The organism is Albibacterium sp. (assembly GCF_035514885.1).
Taxonomy (GTDB): domain Bacteria; phylum Bacteroidota; class Bacteroidia; order Sphingobacteriales; family Sphingobacteriaceae; genus Albibacterium.
In genome coordinates, this window is record NZ_DATJCH010000005.1 from 275105 (window position 1) to 293112 (window position 18008).

General features: G+C 35.5%; 16 protein-coding genes. 6 read left to right on the plus strand and 10 right to left on the minus strand.

The features are described from left to right. Positions 1-257 precede the first annotated feature (257 nt). Positions 258-1220, minus strand: coding sequence for a TIM barrel protein (locus tag VL047_RS01970; protein ID WP_325357977.1), 963 nt, complete (start codon positions 1218-1220; stop codon positions 258-260). Positions 1221-1270: 50 nt separating this feature from the next. Beyond that, the gene (locus VL047_RS01975) at positions 1271-2023 is read right to left on the minus strand and encodes a ThuA domain-containing protein (protein WP_325357978.1); all 753 of its coding nucleotides are present in this window, start codon (positions 2021-2023) and stop codon (positions 1271-1273) included. A 251-nt stretch (positions 2024-2274) separates the two neighbouring features. Here VL047_RS01975 and VL047_RS01980 point away from each other — a divergent pair, with 251 nt between their 5' ends. Next, positions 2275-3006: a sulfite exporter TauE/SafE family protein gene (locus VL047_RS01980; RefSeq protein WP_325357980.1), complete on the plus strand. Its 732-nt coding sequence runs from the start codon at positions 2275-2277 to the stop codon at positions 3004-3006. Positions 3007-3028: 22 nt separating this feature from the next. Here the strand turns inward: VL047_RS01980 and VL047_RS01985 are convergent, their stop codons facing one another. Further along, entirely contained in the window at positions 3029-3871 is an 843-nt protein-coding gene (locus VL047_RS01985) for an SGNH/GDSL hydrolase family protein (RefSeq protein ID WP_325357982.1), read from the minus strand. A gap of 149 nt (positions 3872-4020) precedes the next feature. Between VL047_RS01985 and VL047_RS01990 the strand changes: the two genes are divergently transcribed. The 5 genes from VL047_RS01990 to VL047_RS02010 all read left to right on the plus strand — a co-directional run bounded on the left by VL047_RS01990 (position 4021) and on the right by VL047_RS02010 (position 7934). After that, positions 4021-4605, plus strand: a complete 585-nt coding sequence (locus VL047_RS01990; protein WP_325357983.1) for a sigma-70 family RNA polymerase sigma factor — start codon at positions 4021-4023, stop codon at positions 4603-4605. A 17-nt stretch (positions 4606-4622) separates the two neighbouring features. Then, the gene (locus VL047_RS01995; RefSeq protein ID WP_325357984.1) at positions 4623-4994 is read left to right on the plus strand and encodes a hypothetical protein; all 372 of its coding nucleotides are present in this window, start codon (positions 4623-4625) and stop codon (positions 4992-4994) included. A 17-nt stretch (positions 4995-5011) separates the two neighbouring features. Beyond that, positions 5012-5977 carry a helix-turn-helix domain-containing protein gene (locus VL047_RS02000; protein ID WP_325357986.1) on the plus strand — a complete coding sequence of 322 codons (966 nt, stop codon included), beginning with the start codon at positions 5012-5014 and terminating at the stop codon, positions 5975-5977. Positions 5978-6095: 118 nt separating this feature from the next. Next, complete coding sequence (locus tag VL047_RS02005) at positions 6096-6992, plus strand: SDR family oxidoreductase (RefSeq protein WP_325357987.1); 897 nt, start codon at positions 6096-6098, stop codon at positions 6990-6992. 21 nt (positions 6993-7013) lie between these two features. Continuing rightward, positions 7014-7934 carry a helix-turn-helix transcriptional regulator gene (locus tag VL047_RS02010; RefSeq protein WP_325357988.1) on the plus strand — a complete coding sequence of 307 codons (921 nt, stop codon included), beginning with the start codon at positions 7014-7016 and terminating at the stop codon, positions 7932-7934. A 179-nt stretch (positions 7935-8113) separates the two neighbouring features. On the opposite strand, the gene VL047_RS02015 is transcribed toward VL047_RS02010, so the two are convergent. The 7 genes from VL047_RS02015 to VL047_RS13535 all read right to left on the minus strand — a co-directional run bounded on the left by VL047_RS02015 (position 8114) and on the right by VL047_RS13535 (position 17783). Further along, positions 8114-8467 carry a nuclear transport factor 2 family protein gene (locus VL047_RS02015; protein WP_325357990.1) on the minus strand — a complete coding sequence of 118 codons (354 nt, stop codon included), beginning with the start codon at positions 8465-8467 and terminating at the stop codon, positions 8114-8116. Between the two features lie 631 nt (positions 8468-9098). Beyond that, positions 9099-11210: an N-6 DNA methylase gene (locus VL047_RS02020; protein WP_325357992.1), complete on the minus strand. Its 2112-nt coding sequence runs from the start codon at positions 11208-11210 to the stop codon at positions 9099-9101. Between the two features lie 12 nt (positions 11211-11222). Then, the gene (locus VL047_RS02025; protein WP_325357994.1) at positions 11223-13751 is read right to left on the minus strand and encodes a DEAD/DEAH box helicase family protein; all 2529 of its coding nucleotides are present in this window, start codon (positions 13749-13751) and stop codon (positions 11223-11225) included. A 153-nt stretch (positions 13752-13904) separates the two neighbouring features. Beyond that, positions 13905-16793: an HD domain-containing protein gene (locus VL047_RS02030; protein ID WP_325357996.1), complete on the minus strand. Its 2889-nt coding sequence runs from the start codon at positions 16791-16793 to the stop codon at positions 13905-13907. A gap of 301 nt (positions 16794-17094) precedes the next feature. Further along, on the minus strand, positions 17095-17268 hold the full coding sequence (locus VL047_RS13530) for a helix-turn-helix domain-containing protein (protein WP_414635297.1): 174 nt from the start codon (positions 17266-17268) through the stop codon (positions 17095-17097). An 86-nt stretch (positions 17269-17354) separates the two neighbouring features. Further along, positions 17355-17510, minus strand: coding sequence for a hypothetical protein (locus VL047_RS02035; RefSeq protein WP_325357998.1), 156 nt, complete (start codon positions 17508-17510; stop codon positions 17355-17357). Positions 17511-17570: 60 nt separating this feature from the next. Next, positions 17571-17783, minus strand: coding sequence for a plasmid mobilization protein (locus tag VL047_RS13535; protein ID WP_414635298.1), 213 nt, complete (start codon positions 17781-17783; stop codon positions 17571-17573). Positions 17784-18008 lie beyond the last annotated feature (225 nt).

Below are 18008 nucleotides of genomic sequence, written 5' to 3' on the forward strand. Positions count from 1 at the left end.
TGAATATTCTGATAGAAAGGGAATATCCGGAAATGTTAATAGATGAATATTGTGTGTCGGGATACTAAAGATAGTCATTCTTATTGATTAATGATAATATTCAAAGAACCCTTGAATGGTCCCACAGTTGATAACAAACCAGAAGGGGAAATAGTTAGGGGAATAGTAAAAAAAAGTAGTCAATAAAAAAGGGGCAGATATATTTGCCCCTTTTTTATTGACTATAGCTCCTATTTAACAATAAGAACATGGTTACTTTAAGCATAGATATTGGCTTTTAACCATTTTACACTGTTTGCTATGTCATTGATAGATTTAGCACCGTCTTGCTCAATAAAGGTATGTTGTACGCCTGAAAGCTGAGAGTTGGAAAAGATACGTTTGAAGTCAACTTTTCCTGTACCTACAATAGCCGGACGATTTGTGGTTGGGTCAATATCTTTAACGTGCCATAGAGGGAAACGTCCCGGATATTGTTTAAACATTTCTACAGGATCCATACCCGCTTGCGTAGCCCAAGCTAAATCGACTTCCATAAATACTTCATCTTTATTAGTTTGACCCAATACATATTCGTAGGCACTTGTACCTTCAATTTTGTCAAACTCTGATTGATGATTATGGTATGCGAATTTCATTCCGTTCTTTCTGGAAGCTTCTCCTGCTTTTGCAAAGATTTCGGTCGTTTTTTTGATTTCATCCATGTTTGATTCTGCAGAACTTGCACAGATAACCCATGAACAACCAGCCTCTGCAGCTTCATCTACAATTTGTTGTAAATTATCTCGTAAGTTGGTACGTTGTCCTGCAGCAGCCATTGCAGCTGCAACTTCCGGACTTGGTGCTGGACGAGCAGGTGCACCTGGCCTTGGAGCCATGGTACGCGGTAAACCACCAACGTGGTTACCAATCCATTTCATACCTAAGTCGTTTACCATAGCAGCAAATTCTTTAGCTTTATGACCATAGTAAAGTCCTGTTGTACTTCCTGTTGCAGTTTCTAATTCTTTGACACCGATATCGGCGATTTGTTTTAATACATCTTTTGTACTCAGTTCTTTGTTGTTAAATAAAACATTTAAAGAATAAGTCTGTAAACCTACAGCAGGATAGTTAGCTGCAAGTCCGGCAAATAGTGTGTTTCCTCGGCTTAATCCGGGTAACATACTGGCGACAGCTAGTGCGCCAGTAGTTTTTAAGAACGATCTTCTGTTCGACATAATTTATCGGTTAATTGTTTATGGTTTTATTGATCTAATATTTAATATTGTTATTTTCCCATTGCATATTGAATACCAGCCCAAAGATGTCTAAGGAATAGAGGCTCTGAGAAACTCTCATCTGTATGACCACCTGCAGTGTAGAATGCACGACCGCCATCAAATTCATGAAACCATGCCATTGGGTGATTATCGCCATTGGTTCCACCACGGTAAGTTGTTTCATCTATTTTTAATAATACATGGATGGCGTCGCTAATACCTCTAAATGAATAAAATTCATCTACTCTTTCCCATCTTTCAGGCAAAAAGCTAGTTGCCGGATTGTTTTTATCAACAACAACGAACGTTCCTTTTTGTACGTTATCCGGATTCGGGTGACCTGCAAATCGTGCACCTGCTAATTGACCGTACCATGGCCATTGGTATTCAGTATCAGTAGCAGCATGTACACCTACATAACCTCCCCCAGATTTGATGTAGTTTTCAAAGCTTTTTTGTTGTTCCTCATCTAAAACATTACCCGTAGTACTTAGAAAAATTACAGCTTTATATTGTTTAAGGTTTGCATCAGTGAATTTACTGGCATCTTCAGTTGTTTCGACGATAACGCCATTTTCTTTACCCAATTTTAGCAATGCTGCTTGGCCAGCCTCAATAGAAGTATGTCTAAACCCTGCCGTTTTACTGAACACTAATACTTTTGGAGGCGTTTGAGAACTGAAAGAAGAAAAGCTTACGATTACTCCAACTAATAAGACAGGAAGTAACCAGTTTTTTGACATTTTTAAATAATTTTTCATAGTTAATTTTTAGATTTTTACAATGGTCATTTTTTAGTTTAATGCTTTAATCGGTAGATCTGAAAGGCAGAAAATCTAAGGCCATTCCAAATATAGGAAACTATAAGCCATTTTTTTATATTTTATTTCGATAATAATATTAGAAAAGTGAATTGGCTCAACACGGAGGTAATGTTGATGAAAAGGCCTTTGCAGATGTTTTTTTTGTAGGTTTGTATCGGGCTTAGAAAATGTATTTTATTATTAATTAGTTGATAGTCAGTATAATATTATTATATGTTATTGTTGTTGTTTTTGTAGCAACACTGATCCGTTCGATATTTGGATTTGGAGAATCATTGATAGCAGTGCCATTACTTGCTTTTTATACACCTATTGAAGTTGCTGTTCCTTTATCTGTTTTGATTTCTATTACTATTGCCGCTGTTGTTGTAATCCAAGATTGGAAGAAAATTCATTTACAGAGTGCAGGAGGTTTATTTGTCTTTACTTTATTAGGAATACCACTTGGCCTTTTATTATTGATATATGCGAATGAGGAGCTTGTAAAGATTATTTTAGGTATTGTTATTATTGCATTCTCAATCTACTCTTTATTTAAGCAGTCAATAGAGTTAGAATCGAAAAGTTGGTTATGGCTCTTCTTATGTGGTTTATCTGCCGGAATATTAGGCGGTGCATATGGATTAAACGGGCCACCTTTAGTAGTTTATGGAACTATGCGTCGGTGGACAGCACAGCAGTTTAGAGCAACTTTGCAAGGATATTTCTTACCTGCAAGTGCAATTGGCATGCTTGGCTATTGGATAAGCGGACTTTGGGTTCCTGCTGTTACTTATTATTATTTATGGAGTTTACCTTTTCTGTTTCCTGCCATTTTCTTAGGTCGAATAATCAACCATCGCTTACAGGGAGATGGGTTCCTTCGGTATGTTCACTATGGTTTAATAGCGATCGGTATTTTGCTTTTAATCAATCCCTAAAACAATTCTGACTTAACTACTTCTACTTAAAAGCCGGTTTCATTATTTTTATAATCTTCTTTGCTATTGCTTGATTTCCCTTGTCTGAGGGGTGTAATCCATCATAGGTCATATTAATTGCTTCCGTTGGATAAGGGTATTCGTCGGTTTCAGGATTAAAGGGGATATCAACAAAATCCGGATATTTATAGTCTTTATAATTCCCTGTTTGCGGATCTTTCAGCCTTTTAAAATTAACAATGTTCTTATAGTTGAAATCGTTAGAATTGTAAAGATCAATTAATTTATAGCCTTCAAACTTTGCAATTTCAGCCACTGCATTTGCAAATTCAGCAAGATCTCTTCCATTCTTTGTTTTATAAGAACCAAAAGCATTGTTTTTCATGTTGTTATAGTACACAAAATCCAATCTCTTTAAGGGAGTGATTAAAATAACCATCGCTTTAGAGTTTAAATCCTTTAGCTTATCTGTAATTACCCGATAAGAACCATATACGGTTGATGTTCCTGTATTATTTTTATAATCATCCATCGTCCCTAAATTCTGACTTCCCCACCAGTCATTGGTTCCCAAAAACACCGAATATACATCTGCCGTTTTCAGGTTAAGTTTATCGATTTCTTTAGCTATACGCACGGCGGTCCAGCCATTATGCCCTTGATTCTCATATTCTAAATTCGGCATTTTATTTACTACTAAAGACATATATCCTTGCGTAACCCTGTTGCCGGTCTCATCTAGATCGTCGTTAAGATACGTGATGGAATCACCAATAGCCACCCACTTTGTTTTCGATTGAAATGTGAATGCTGAAAGAGTGATACATAGGAGGATAACGAATAATGTTTTGAATTTCTGGTTCATAATACAAGCTTTTATTGAGGGTATTGGTTGTTATTGATCTTAATTGAATAGTACCCTTAAAGGTATTATTTATTTTAGTTAAAAATTAAATGAAATATTCTGAAATATTTTAAAGTCTCATCCGTCTTATTAATAGTAGAGGTTGTAAAATGAGACTGACTTTAGAAAGACCGATGGCTGATAAAAAGCACAATGTAATCTTAACAATTATAAAATCGTATAGTAAAGGTTTATTGGGCTTTATTAGAAGAAGGGTTGATAATGAAGAAGATGCTGAAGATATTTTGCAGGACGTTTGGTATCAGTTAAGTTCGGTTATAAACTCGCAGCCTGTAGAGCAGGTCGGCGGCTGGCTTTATCGGGTAGCGAACAATAAGATCATTGATAAACATCGAAAGAAAAGTGAATCATCCTGGATATATGGTGAAGAGGAGCAAGAAGAAACGAGCTTCTATGATCAATTTACAAAGACGGAAAAAACACCGGAAAGCGAATATCAGGATCGCGTTCTATGGCAGGAATTATACAAGGCTCTTGAAGAGTTACCAGCAGAGCAGAGAGATGTTTTTGTCAGGCATGAATTAGATCGAGCATCTTTTGCGGAAATATCAGCCGATACCGGAGAGCCTGTTGGCAAATTGATATCGCGAAAGCATTATGCTGTTTTACATCTACGCAAACGTTTAAAGATGTTTTATTCAGAGTTTAAGGAATCACAATTTAAAAGCATATAAATTAATATTGAAATATCATGGAGAAAAATTTTAGATATAGAAAGCGATTTATTTTTATACCCTTTTTAGTAATTGCTTTTGGGTTTTTGGTAAGTTTCTTGGTTATGGTTTTATGGAATTATACCATGCCATCTATTTTCGGACTTACAACCATTACCTTATGGCAAGCAATGGGACTCTTTATCCTCTGTAAGCTTTTGTTTGGTTTTGGGAAAGGTCCGAAACGTGGGGGACCCCCATGGAAGAGGCGATATGCGAATAGAGACTTATGCGAACTTAGCGAAGCTGAGAAAGAGAAATTTCAACAATACGTTCATAATGAAAGGTGTTTTTGGGAAAAGCCGACAGTGAGATCAGATGAAGAAAGACCAGGTCACATCGATTCATAAATGCAAACCTATAGATCATGACGAATAAAAATTGTTTAAACGAGGCATTGACCCTAAGTTTCAATGATGAAAAGTTTAAAACTACCGATTCAGCTCTTAATAATTTTTCAGTAATCGAAGACTTTTACGTTTCTAAAGAGACTTGTTTGAAAAGTGAATCGGGCCCTGATGCAATGTCTATTTTTATTGTAACCAAAGGAAGTGGAAAAGCAAAGCTTGATTCAGATGAAGTGGAGATTCAAGAAAATAGTATGGTTCAGCTTACAAGTAATATCAATGAGGTATCGATGAAGGGACAGTCATTCTTAATTTCAGGAGTTAGCTTTACCAGTGATTTTATGGAAGAAATGGAGGTCATGACAGAGTCTTTACCAAATATCTTCAGTTTTTTATCTTCAGGATCTTTTCTTGTATGGAACTTAGAACCCAGAGATACCTATACAATCAAACATCAAATCCGTTTACTGGCCGAGTACGCTAAGAAGTTTACATCGCATCCCTACGGAAAAGAAATCCTTGTTCACGCTTTTCATGTCTTTCTTTTTGAGATTGAAGCTTTGCGTACAAAGCACTCAAGTCCAACTTACTTTTCTTTCTCCCGTCAGGAGATTCATGTCAATAAGTTTATACACCTTGTTCAGCAACAGTTTCGAAAGGTTCGGGCTATTAAAGATTATGCCGCACAGCTTAATGTATCGGCAAAACATCTTACTGAAATTGTAAAGCAGTCTACCGGGAAAAATGCAAGTGAAATGATAACAGAGCAAGTCATAAAGGAAGCAAAGTTTCTATTGAAAAACTCCCAACTCACTATTGGAGAGATTGCTTACAAGCTTTATTTCAGCGATCAGTCTTTTTTTGGCAAATATTTTAAAAGACAGACCGGAATTTCTCCTAAAAATTACCGTGAATCTGTATTCCTGAATAAACATACTGACAGGAGCCCTGCATATAATCAGGTAGAGTTTTCATATAGCGGATAATCTATCCTTGCTGATATTGTAATTGGACCTTAGCCGTTTTTTGGCTACAACAAGCATAGATTTGACTACATCTGTTCTTTTGTTTGTGCGCAACTTTGGATTAACAAAAGAAGGAAAAATGAAAATTATAATTACAGGTTCATTAGGACACATCAGCAAACCACTAACAAAAGAGTTAGTAGAAAAAGGACATTCTGTTACCGTAATCAGCAGCAAGCCCGAAAAGGAAAAGGATATTGAAGCACTGGGTGCAAAAGCAGCAATCGGTTCCTTAGAAGACGTTTCATTTCTAACAAAGACGTTTACCGGGGCAGATATTGTTTATCTTATGGAACCCCCTGTTCATTTTTTAAACCCCACAGCAGATCCTGAAAAGCAATGGGGCGGCATTGCAGAAAGCTATTTACAAGCTATTCAGCAATCGGGCATAAAGAAAGTGATACATCTTAGCAGCATTGGTGCACATACCAACAAAGGCAACGGAATGCTGAGTGCTCATTATTATGTGGAAAACATTTTAAAACAACTGCCGAGCAATGTTTCTATTAAATTTATGCGCCCGGTTGGTTTTTACTATAATATGTTTGCCTTTTTGCCAAGCATCAAGGCACAAGGTGTAATTGTTCAAAACTATGGAGGGGATGAAAAGGAGCCTTGGGTTTCACCGCTGGATATTGCAGCTGTAATTGCCGAAGAAATTGAGAAACCATTTACTGGCAGAGAAGTTCGTTACATCGCAAGCGATGAAGTTTCGCCAAATGAAGTAGCAGAAATTTTAGGTGAGGCTATCGGCAAACCAGATCTAAAATGGCTTGTTATTTCTGATGAACAATTTAAAGAAGGATTGATATCGGCAGGATTTAGTTTAAAAAGCGCAGAAGGTTTTGTAGGAATGAATGCTGGCAGAATTAACGGTGTGTTGTATGAAGACTATTACCACCGTAGACCTGTGTTGGGAAAGGTGAAGCTGAGAGATTTTGCGAAGGACTTTGCCGATACTTTTTTTAAATCGTAGTACCTTTGAAAAAAATACACCATGGTAAACAAACAACCATATCGGATTGAAACCATCAGTGAGTTTCACCAGTTTAGAGGATTACCCAAGCCAGAGCATCCATTAATCAGTGTAATAAATGTTATAGATATTAAACGTTTACACGACGATGAACCAACAAATTTCATCTATGATTTTTACTTCATTGCATTAAAAGAGAATTGCAACGTCAAATATAAATACGGTCAGCAGCAATACGATTTTGATGAGGGTACAATGTTCTTTATATCCCCTAAGCAGGTTTTCGGAATTGAACAAGATCATGGTGAACCTTCTAAGAAATCTGGATGGATGATGCTCATTCATCCAGATTTCTTATGGAATACTTCTTTGGCCAAAAACATAAAGCAATACGAATATTTCGATTATACGGTTCATGAAGCCTTGTTTCTTTCTGATAAAGAAAAAACAATTATCGCTGATATCATACAAAACATTCAGCAGGAATATCATTCCAATATTGATAAATTCAGTCAAGGTATCATCATTGCTCAGCTAGAACTGTTGTTAAATTATGCAGACCGGTTTTATCACCGCCAATTTCTCACAAGGAAAATAACCAACCATCAAATCCTGAATCGTCTGGAAGAAATTCTTTCAAGGTATTTCGAAAATGATGATTTAGTGAAGAAAGGATTGCCCACTGTACAACACATTGCTGAAGCATTAAACGTATCACCCAACTATTTAAGCGGATTGCTAAAAGTACTGACCGGACAAAGCACACAGCAACATATCCACAATAAATTGATTGAAAAGGCCAAAGAAAAACTATCAATCACAAATCTGTCTATAAGTGAAATTGCATATGACCTAGGTTTTGAACATCCACAGTCGTTTAGTAAACTATTTAAGACAAAAACTGATATATCTCCTCGGGACTTCCGCGAGGCATATAAGTAACTGGTAAAGGATTACAGTGTTCTTTAGGTATTATTAGAGTGCTATGTCTACGCTTTTTCAGGCAAAAAAGCGTAGACATAGCACTCTAATACCACTGTAAAAATGCCTGGATGTATTACGAGGGCCTTACTTGGTATTTACAAGGTATAGAGATATTGTCTTTTTTAGGAGTTTTGATTCTACTCGAGTTCAATATCCATTCTTCGTAACAAGCCGTCTTGTAAAATGTAAACGTGTTTTACTATTCCATCAAACAATGAATTGCCTTCTAAATCTTTCACTAGTTGGTGAACAACAATTTCTAATGACCCGTTCTCTCTTTCGTTAATTTCTTTAGGTTCAACGATGGGGTTTATTTCTGTCCACTGTCTTGTCCAATATTCTCTTATTTCTGAGTGCCCACTGACATAGCCCCCTTCGAATGCCTTTGGCCATTGGATATTTGAATGCATGGTTGAAAGGGCAGTATCGATGTCTCTTGTATTGAAAGCATGATATGCTTTCTTGATTAATTCTTGAATTTGCTTTTCCATTTATGGGGTTGTTAATTGTGCTTTCTTGTTTTACGATTTCGTTGATTGTGATAAGCTTATTGCTTGAATGTAAAACTAGAGATTATCCTTGCAAGCAACAAGGATAGGATAGAAGGTAATTGTTTGATTTGGGTAATTTTTGTTTGTTGGGATGCGCGGATTTAGGAGGAAAACAACCTTGGGCATAAAGAGGAATGTAGGATGGAGGAGTTGGGGAAATGGACCTTTTAATATTTTTTTCGCTCCCACCTGGGCTCGAACCTTGCGCTATAAATAGCTATTAATCAGTATTCTGTAAGAATCAGAACATTGCAGGTAGTCGGTTTGGTAACCACCTATTCGACTGGTGTAAAGGTAGGGTTTTTTGAGGGGAGGTGCAAGCTTTTAATTAACCCCGTCATTGGCACTTGATAACTACTTCTGCTTCCAAATCTTCTCATCCCAAGGCTGTTTTACTATTCTCTGTATTGCTCATCTTCAATGGCAGAGCTAATAAAGATGCGTTTCTTTATTTCCGTGCCTTAATCTTCTTCATCTTCAAAGAGAGTTTTCAAAAGGAGAGCAATTGCACCGCACCATGTATTACTGGCTACATACATATTCGATTTGTATTTATTTTTTTTATCATTCACTAGAATGCTTTAAGTCTTTCATATTCTTCAATATTCTCAGCAGCTATGTTTGACCTATTGTCATGATCGACCATGTTTTCATTCCAAATCCGTGAAATTCTGTTATCTATATCTTTTTCTTTATTAGATATTTGAACCTTCAAATTTTCAATGTCTTCTAATTTTTTTTGAACTTCTGATATTATTTCTTTTTGTAAACTTATTTCAGGAACAGGGATTAGTAGTTCTTTTAGCACTTTTACAGATGCTACATTTTTAATTGCAACCCCCATTACTGTTTTGTTTAATGCTTCCTGAAAAGATTCACTTTCCATCAAAAGTTTGAGATATTCAGGAAGTATTTTTTCTGTTGGCGTAAGTTTTAGTAAAGCCTGATTGATGATGCCTTTAGGTGCATTTTGTGGTATTATGGCTACTTTTCCCATTGTACCTGAGCAGCTCATTAATACATCATTAGGTTTTACTTCAAAACCTTTCATTTGTTCAAACTTATCATCTGTAATAAAGTATCTGAAATCGTTGAAGTTGTTATTAATAGCATGACTTTGCTCATATACCGCAACCCCTTCATCTACAAATATTTCTTTCTTCAGGCTTCCACCAAATGGGCCTCTTTTAAAATCGCATACATCACCTAGTTTTTTGAAATCTTCGCTACTATAATTTAAGTCTGAAGTACTATATCTTTCACCACTTAAATTGTAAATAACATCTGCCGTGATTTCTGATTTTAAAACTGAATTGGCTATTAAAGAATCTGAAACATGGCCTGTTTTAACAAATTCATGGGTAAGGGCAATGGCTTCTTCCAACTGGCTACCCTTTACTGCTGTTCGCTGTGCTCCAAGATTGAAGCCGTCATTATCAATTTTTATAAACAGAATTTCGTTACGTTGTTTGGCGATGGCTTTGTCCATTAACAAAATGGTGGTCTTTACACCACTATAAGGATTAAAAACGCCTGCTGGCAAACTCACCACTGCATACAGATGGTTTTCTACCAACATTTTCCGCAAGTCTTTATAGGCTGTTCCACTTTGGAAAATAATGCCTTCAGGAACAATGATGCCCGCTTTTCCTTTTGGGTTCAGGTGTTCAGCGATATAATCCACGAAAAGCACTTCGCTTCGGTTGCTGCTAATGGTAAATTTTTTGTGTGGTCTAATACCACCTTTCGGACTCATAAAAGGTGGATTCGCCAATATCACATCAAAGTTTTCATTCCACCGTTCTTCGCTACTTAGTGTGTCGTACTCGTGAATGTTAGGCGTATTAAATCCATGCAAATACAAATTCACCAAACTTAATCGCACCATATCAGGCGAAATATCATAGCCTACAAAATTTTGAATTAGTTTTTTACGGTCGTCAGGTGTAAGCTTGTCGCCCAAATTGTTAAAAGGTTTCTTTTCGAGTTTGTTGTACTCGTAAATATTTAGTCCTTGCTTGTTGTCCTTTGAATATTTGAGGAGAATATGTTTGTAAGCTGAAATTAAAAATCCTGCTGTGCCACAAGCAGGGTCAAGAATTGTGTCCGTTTTATCAGGGTCAATAATGGCTACCAAGAAATCAATGATATGCCGTGGCGTTCTGAATTGCCCTGCATCACCTTGCGAACCCATCACCGAAAGGAGGTATTCAAAAGCATCACCGAGTTTTTCGCTGTGGGTGTATTCAAATTCGCCAATGGTTTTCAGAAAAAGCTTGAGTGTTTCAGGGTCTCTGTATGGCAAGTAAGCATTATTAAAAATATCTCTAAACAGTTGGGGAATGTTTGGGTTTTTCTCCATTCCCTCAATGGCTTCTGAATAAAGCGTGAGCATTTCCGTAGCAGTAACTTTTGGGTGCATCAACCTGCCCCAAGCATATTTACTGAATTCAATTGCTTTATCCATTTTTCGGTCATTGGGAAACTCAGGGTCTGGTACTTTATAATCAGAAAAGAATTTTGCTTGACCACCCAATTCAACAGCTTCTTTGTCCATGTCGTCCATGAACTTGTAAATCAACCCAATGGTAATTTGCTCAATTTGTGCTTTTGGGTCTGGTAGTTTGCCTACCAAAATATCTCTACAATCGTCTATTCTTCTTTTCGTTTGTGTATCTAACATATATTCCTTCTGTTAAGCAGCGAACCGCTCTAAATTGATGTAGTCTTTAATGTAAACAGGAATCACTTCCCTGTACTTGTTGGCAACTGCTTTGAATTGTGAAATGGTGAGCGTTGGATGCGTTTGCAAAGCATGAAAATCTTTGGTTTCAATAATTTTTCTGACGTCTTGGTCAACTATGTATGCTTTGAAAAAGTATTTCAACGCTCTTAAGTTTACATCTTCCTCTGGTGGATAGATAGAAATAAACTTGTCAAACTCTTCTTCAAGTAATTCGTCTTTAGACTTGAATTTTGGAATGATACCAAAGATTTTTTCTACCACTTCACGAATCGAAACTTTTCTGTCAATCTTGGCTGCTTTTCTTATTTTTTCAAGATTGAAGTATTCATGAGGTTTGTCAAAAATTTCATATTGAATGTGACTTGCCACTTGTTCCCAGTCTCCGAGTTCCACATTTTTTTTAATAATGTCGTCCATTATGATACGGTCTTCAAACTTTTTGAAAAGTTCTCTATCAATCCGCATTCCTTCAGAGCCTATTGGTTCTTCAACCAAACTCAAAAGTGGGTCAGGTTGGTAAGTTGTGAATTTGTCAATATCAACGCCACCACCACTGCCTTCACCGTTTCTTTTTCTGGGTTGGGGTAATTTCAGTCTTTCATCGTAATCAAACTTTTCTTCGAAGTATTCGCAGTTGGCAAAGAAGTCGAAAAGCTTAAAAATCTCTTTGTCGTGGCGAATGATTTCTTCTTCGTTCAGTTCGTTTTTGAATTTGTACTCAAAAGTATTTTTGCGTGTTCCTCTACCTTTTATTTGCACAAAATCAGCCGGGCTGAAAATCGGTCGCATCATACAGATGTTCAATAAATCGGGACAATCATAACCTGTGGTCATCATTCCAACCGTAATACAAATTCGTGTTTTGCATGATTTATAACCTTCAAGCCATGTGGTTTTTCCACTTAAATTATTGTTGGTAAAGTTGATTGTCATTTGTTGTGCATCTCCAACTTGCGAAGTAACCTGAACTGCAAAATCAGAATTATACTTGCCTGGGAAAATCTGCTCTGCAAATTCGTTGAGCATTTCTGTTAGCTTTCTTGCATGGTTTTGACTCACTGCAAAAATGATGGTTTTGCCAATTTCGTTTGTGATTGGGTCACGTAAAGCATTTTCCAAAAAGGTCTGGCAAAAAATACTGTTGGTCTTTTCAGAGAAAAACTTCTTTTCAAAATCTCTTGAAACGAAAGTTTCTGTTTCATCTCCTTCTTCAGTTGGAACAACAACTGCATAACCTTCATCAGAAAGTAATTGAGTTGTGATTTCTGTCCGAGCATCTAAAACTTTCGGATTAATCAAATACTCATCTTTTACACCATCAATCAATGAATAACGGAAAGTTGGGTCGCCTTCTTCACAACCGAAGGTTGAATAGGTATCTCTCAACATTCTCCGTTCAATTTCTCTTGGGTCGTTTTCTTTTACTTTTTTAGGGTCAACGCCTTTTAAATAATCTTTTGGCGTTGCAGTCAAGCCTAATTTGTAACCATGGAAATATTCAAAAACGGCTCTTGCATTCCCTGAAATTGAGCGGTGAGCTTCATCAGATATTAGAAGGTCAAAATCCGTTGGCGAAAAGTCGTAGCGGTATTTGTCATTGTGCATTAAAGATTGAATGGTCGTAACTAAAATATCGGCTTTTCTCCAGTCGCTTTTATGTTCTTTGAAAATGAAAGTGGTGTAATCAGGTTTCAAATATTCGGTAAAAGCTTTCCAAGCTTGGTCTTCCAATTCCAAACGGTCAACCAAAAACAAAACTCGTCTTGCGTTTTGGGTTCTCAAAAACAGTCTAATAACAGCTGCAGAAGTCAGTGTTTTGCCTGTTCCAGTTGCCATTTCGAAAAGGAATCGGTCTTTTCCTTTTGCAACTGCACCTTGTAAGGCTTGAATAGCTTTTAATTGATAATGTCGTAAAAATCGAAGCCCGTTCGACCAAATAAAATCTTTGCTCGCTTCAATGCTTCCGTTCCATTCAGGTCTTTCTGCATAGTCAGGCATTTGTACTTTAACAATGTACTCAACCGTTGCTTCTTCGTTTGCAAGGGAACCTCTATCAGGATTCCAGTTTTTGATTGCCCCAATTTCTTCAGGTGAAGGAAATTTGAAAATCGGTTTTGGATTTCCTTTTGTCGTGTCCCATAAATAGTGAACAATGCCGTTGGAAAGAATTACATATCTCGCACCAACTGTTTTAGCATATTTTCTTGCTTGTTCTTTTGCAACAAGTGGATGAAGGCTTTCTTTTTTTGCTTCAAGAACACAAATCGGTTTACTGTCACTATCAACGAGTAAAAAGTCTAAAGATCCATTTTTGGTTTTCTCAAAGTCATTGCCCCATGCGTCAATTTCTTGTTTTGTAATCTTTACATGATTTTCAAGCAGAATGTTAGCTTTTCCTCCCTCATGGTCAAAGAATCTCCATCCCGCATCGATCAGCAGTTGGTTTATTTTAATTCTTGCATGAGCTTCATTTTTCATTTTCTGTCTCGATATGTTTTTGTTGGGCGTTTTGCATTCAAGCTCTTTTGTTTTTCTGCTTGGCTTTGCATGTCGGCAAAAAACAAATCTGTTTGAATGGGCGTTGGCTTTTTAGCATGTTGCGCAAACCGATGTTAGTGGTAGTGAGAATTTTTATTCAGGTTTTTCAATTTTAAATTCTTCTATAAAATTCTGATAAAACTCTTTAATTTGTTCTATGGTAGTACTGTTGTCATATCTATTTTCGTAAACCCATTTATACAATTTCTCATTTAGTGCAATTTGTAATTCTGATTTATCATTTTCATCCTGAATAGAAATGAATGGTGAAAGCATTTTCGGATACTGTAAATTTAGATAATAATCAAATCTATAATGATAGACATATGATTCATGAGCACCGTCTTTTAATCGAAGTATAAAGTATTTTTCAATGCACGGTATTATGCACCTTGATGAGTAATAATTATTATTGGTGCTGAGTAAAATCCGCTTTATTTCAGAGTCTTCAACAGGACTTTTTTGTTCTTTTTTTGAAAAATATATTTGCCTAACATTGGTTTCAACTTCTTCCATTTCTTGAATAGAAGTCATTGCTTCACTAAATTTACCTAAAATGAAAGTAGTGTAATCGTAAGAAGGGGAACCTCCTCTTAAACTAATAGAAAGTTCTTTTTCCTTGATTTCGTAGATATCCCCATAATGTGAATTTATCCTTTTATCGTAAATTAATTTTAAGTTATCAATCGAATTTAACAAATTTTTTATTTTATATTTTTTTTCACTTATGTTGACTTCTAAATTTTCCCACTGATTATACTTTTTAACATCAAAATGAGCTAAGAAATCATATTGTTCATAATAGTAGTTTAGAAACATACTTCCTAAGCTTTTTGACTCATCATTTTGAAATATGTCATTAAAATTATCAGTGATTACCTTAAAAGAACTAGTGAAAAATTGTTTTATAAGTTCACTGTTGTATTCGGGTCTTATTTTATTTCTATTCAATTCTAAAACCCTTGAAGCTTTGTCTTTGTGAATATTTATTTCAAATCCCAAAAACATTAACTTTAAATTATTTTCGGCATGTTGATTTTTGTAGTAAGTAACAATTCTCCAATTATTTTCCTTTTTCCCAGAATAAATGTTAAATTCCAGCGAATTTTCTTTTTCAAAATACTTAAATTCACTTTTGTTGCTGCGAGTTTCAATTCCATTTCCATTTAAGAATAACTTTATAGGTATGTAACTTTTTGATGCAAAGTCAAAGATTTCATCAAAAATTTTACCTAATTCAATATCCAAAGATTCTTGAGAAAATGGATCATAATTATTTGCAATTCTACTTGCATTTTTTTGTTCTCCTTTTATAGACCACCTTTCGGGAATTGCTTTTGTTTTATGCTCAAATGAAAGTGATGTTCCTGGTTTTCTTTTATGATTTGTTTTTTGCTTTTGAACTAAAACACCTCCATCCTTTACTGAATTAGGGCTATTTAATTCTATAAGTTGCAATTCTTCAGTGAAAAAATTTTTGGTTTCCAATTTGACTTGGTCAGTTAGCATAAAAATACTTTGAAAGCCTATACCAAAAATTCCTGAAGGTTGAAGCCACAAGGGCATTTCGTCAATTAAGTTCATTCTTCTTCTATTTTTGGATGAACTACCTGTGTTCATTAAAAAATTCAAGTCGTATGTAGACAATCCTATTCCTTTGTCTGCTATACTGAATTCCCAAATTTTGTCTTCACCTATTACATTCTTTTCCTTTATATCAATGTGGATATGGAAATCGTTCTTAATGCGAATAAAATCAACAGAGTTCGGATGAGAAAGATCAAATTTATTTTCATCTTTATATTCTAACCATATTCTTAACACAGTAGCGTCCACTGCATTTTGCAAAATCTCTCTTATACATTGAAATGCTCCTTCATATATTCCAGCACCTCGCAATAATTCCATTGCTTTATCTGTATCAACAGAGAATTTTGGTTTCTTTTTTCCGTCGATGTAATCGTAGCCAGATAGTTCAACTTTTAGACTACCTATTGTTGGTAAGTAACCTAAATCTTTAAAAGGAACAATATTATTCCAATTAATCATTTGCTGACTTATTTCAGAGTTTAAATAATTGAACCAATGTTGAGTTACATTTGCAGTGTCGTAGTCGAAACATTTAGCTCTTACATCTATAATTTCATTATCAACTCTGAATGACTCAATTGAAAGATGCTTGGCTTTGTGATTTAAAGTATCTATCGGAATTTTGCTTAAGGTTCTTAGCATTACTTCTGAAAACCTATTATTGTCTAAGTCTAATAAATCCCCTATTCGTAAAAGGCATGAAATAAATCTTGGGTGCGAGTTTTCAATATCAATTCCAACCTCACTAAATGGTAAATTCATTACATCTTCAAAGTTTTTGGTATGACTTGAACAAATGTCAGCAAGTATTTTAAAAATTCTTTGAGGAATTACTCCTCTTGGTGAAGATAATTTTAATTCGCCATTTGGATTAGTGATTATTTCCTTAGACCTATCAGAATGTGTTCTTCTGAAAAATTCAGCTAAAATAAACTTTATGCCATCATGATATTCTAAGTTTAGTTCACTTAAATTGTATTTGATTTTACCATTATCAATTTTGAATTGCGATGCGAACGCATATAATCCGTTTTTTTCATCTTGTTGAATTTCCTTAAAAAAATCAAAAAAATCTTGTGATTGTAGTGCTTCAATAAGCTTATCGCTTGAAACCACCATTCCAATGTCATGAGAATAGCTTGCTTCAAGTATTAACCATATATCAATTGCCGAAAGTTTTTCTAATTTTTCTTTGCCTAAAACTCTAACGATATTATTGATTATCGTTATTGAATGAGATTCATCATGAAGGCTGTAATGAGGAAATAATGTAGAAACGGCATTTAACGCAACTGGGATTATTTTTTTGTCATAATTCCATTGTGCAAATAAAATTTCACTTTGAGTGCCTTGTGTCTTTTCGTAAAGTAATTTTTCAAGAAGTTTAATCATATACTTAATATCATAGTTTTTTATATGTATTGTTCAATCATTTCCGCTCACCATTAGTATAAGTGAAACATCGTTTCGCCAATACTGTGGTGTTTAAGAATTTATTTTATTTCGGCTTATAACTATATAAAGGTATTAAAATATTGATTTGTAGAGAATTAATCTGGAGCTATCTAACATATGTATTTTTTCTCATCGGTTTCGGTGTGGATTCCCGGTAGAATATCGTTGTAATAGATAGCTGCTTGTCTCATAATTCTATTTATTTGTGTCGGCTAGTTCTTTAGCATTGATAGGGGGGCTAGGATGTGACCAAACATTTTGAGCACTTGGTTGACCTTCTCCGAGATTTTCTTTGCCTTGTTCTATTTTTCCGGACGACCGTGAGCGCTACCCCCGCACGCTCAGCAAAAGCTTCTTGTGTGAGGTTAACTTCCTTTCTTTTCTGTTTTACAAAATCTGCCAGTGCTATCATGATTATATGCTTTTACATCGATTTTGTATAAATATAGTGTTTATATGTATTTGCATATAATAGTGGTCCTTGGCAATTTCTAAATATTAAGTACTTTCTCCTATCGTTCTGTCGGACGAATCTCTGAATCTTGACCATATCTCTGAATAGTCGTCCATTTTTTCTTTAATTTCTCTTATGGAAGGCTCAAGCTGATCTCGCAAAATGATCAGCGTTGCCTGCCATAACTCTGAGTCAGGCATACCCATTACACTGTTGAGCTTGTGTACGGCCTGGTTGAAGTTGATACCAATATATTAAGCTCATTTCGAATCTGTATTAACTCCTCGAGAACATCGTCCATCGATCTGTTCCGATACGTGAAGATTACTGGTTTTTTTAAGTAAAACGTTCCGGCTGTACTCACTCATGCTACGGAACATGGATTTCTTAAATCTAGAATGGATAACTTTGTATTCTTTAGGCGTAAATCGAGTATTCATCCACTTCGTTCGATTTTCTGTTATTTTGCTCATATCAATGTTTTGAATAATCCGACTTTGGAGGATTTATTGATTGTAATGACCGACCAACGGAGGGAATGAAAAATCCGTTTGTGACACAAACGTACATCTTGCTATTACCTTAGACGGTAATTAATCGCGTTCTCGAAGTCCTCCTTTAAGTCCATTATTTGTGATTGTGTTAATTCGATTTATATTTTGTTTTTGATTGTCAAATGAATAAGTTTTGTATGCGGA

What these genes read in the sequence shown, in the direction of transcription:
- VL047_RS13535 (WP_414635298.1), bottom strand. Translation starts at nt 17,783, where the DNA reads ATGAGCAAAATAACAGAAAATCGAACGAAGTGGATGAATACTCGATTT.
- VL047_RS01985 (WP_325357982.1), bottom strand. Translation starts at nt 3,871, where the DNA reads ATGAACCAGAAATTCAAAACATTATTCGTTATCCTCCTATGTATCACT.
- VL047_RS02025 (WP_325357994.1), bottom strand. Translation starts at nt 13,751, where the DNA reads ATGAAAAATGAAGCTCATGCAAGAATTAAAATAAACCAACTGCTGATC.
- VL047_RS02010 (WP_325357988.1), top strand. Translation starts at nt 7,014, where the DNA reads ATGGTAAACAAACAACCATATCGGATTGAAACCATCAGTGAGTTTCAC.
- VL047_RS02015 (WP_325357990.1), bottom strand. Translation starts at nt 8,467, where the DNA reads ATGGAAAAGCAAATTCAAGAATTAATCAAGAAAGCATATCATGCTTTC.
- VL047_RS02005 (WP_325357987.1), top strand. Translation starts at nt 6,096, where the DNA reads ATGAAAATTATAATTACAGGTTCATTAGGACACATCAGCAAACCACTA.
- VL047_RS02030 (WP_325357996.1), bottom strand. Translation starts at nt 16,793, where the DNA reads ATGATTAAACTTCTTGAAAAATTACTTTACGAAAAGACACAAGGCACT.
- VL047_RS01970 (WP_325357977.1), bottom strand. Translation starts at nt 1,220, where the DNA reads ATGTCGAACAGAAGATCGTTCTTAAAAACTACTGGCGCACTAGCTGTC.
- VL047_RS02020 (WP_325357992.1), bottom strand. Translation starts at nt 11,210, where the DNA reads ATGTTAGATACACAAACGAAAAGAAGAATAGACGATTGTAGAGATATT.
- VL047_RS01990 (WP_325357983.1), top strand. Translation starts at nt 4,021, where the DNA reads ATGAGACTGACTTTAGAAAGACCGATGGCTGATAAAAAGCACAATGTA.
- VL047_RS01995 (WP_325357984.1), top strand. Translation starts at nt 4,623, where the DNA reads ATGGAGAAAAATTTTAGATATAGAAAGCGATTTATTTTTATACCCTTT.
- VL047_RS02035 (WP_325357998.1), bottom strand. Translation starts at nt 17,510, where the DNA reads ATGCCTGACTCAGAGTTATGGCAGGCAACGCTGATCATTTTGCGAGAT.
- VL047_RS01975 (WP_325357978.1), bottom strand. Translation starts at nt 2,023, where the DNA reads ATGAAAAATTATTTAAAAATGTCAAAAAACTGGTTACTTCCTGTCTTA.
- VL047_RS02000 (WP_325357986.1), top strand. Translation starts at nt 5,012, where the DNA reads ATGACGAATAAAAATTGTTTAAACGAGGCATTGACCCTAAGTTTCAAT.
- VL047_RS13530 (WP_414635297.1), bottom strand. Translation starts at nt 17,268, where the DNA reads ATGATAGCACTGGCAGATTTTGTAAAACAGAAAAGAAAGGAAGTTAAC.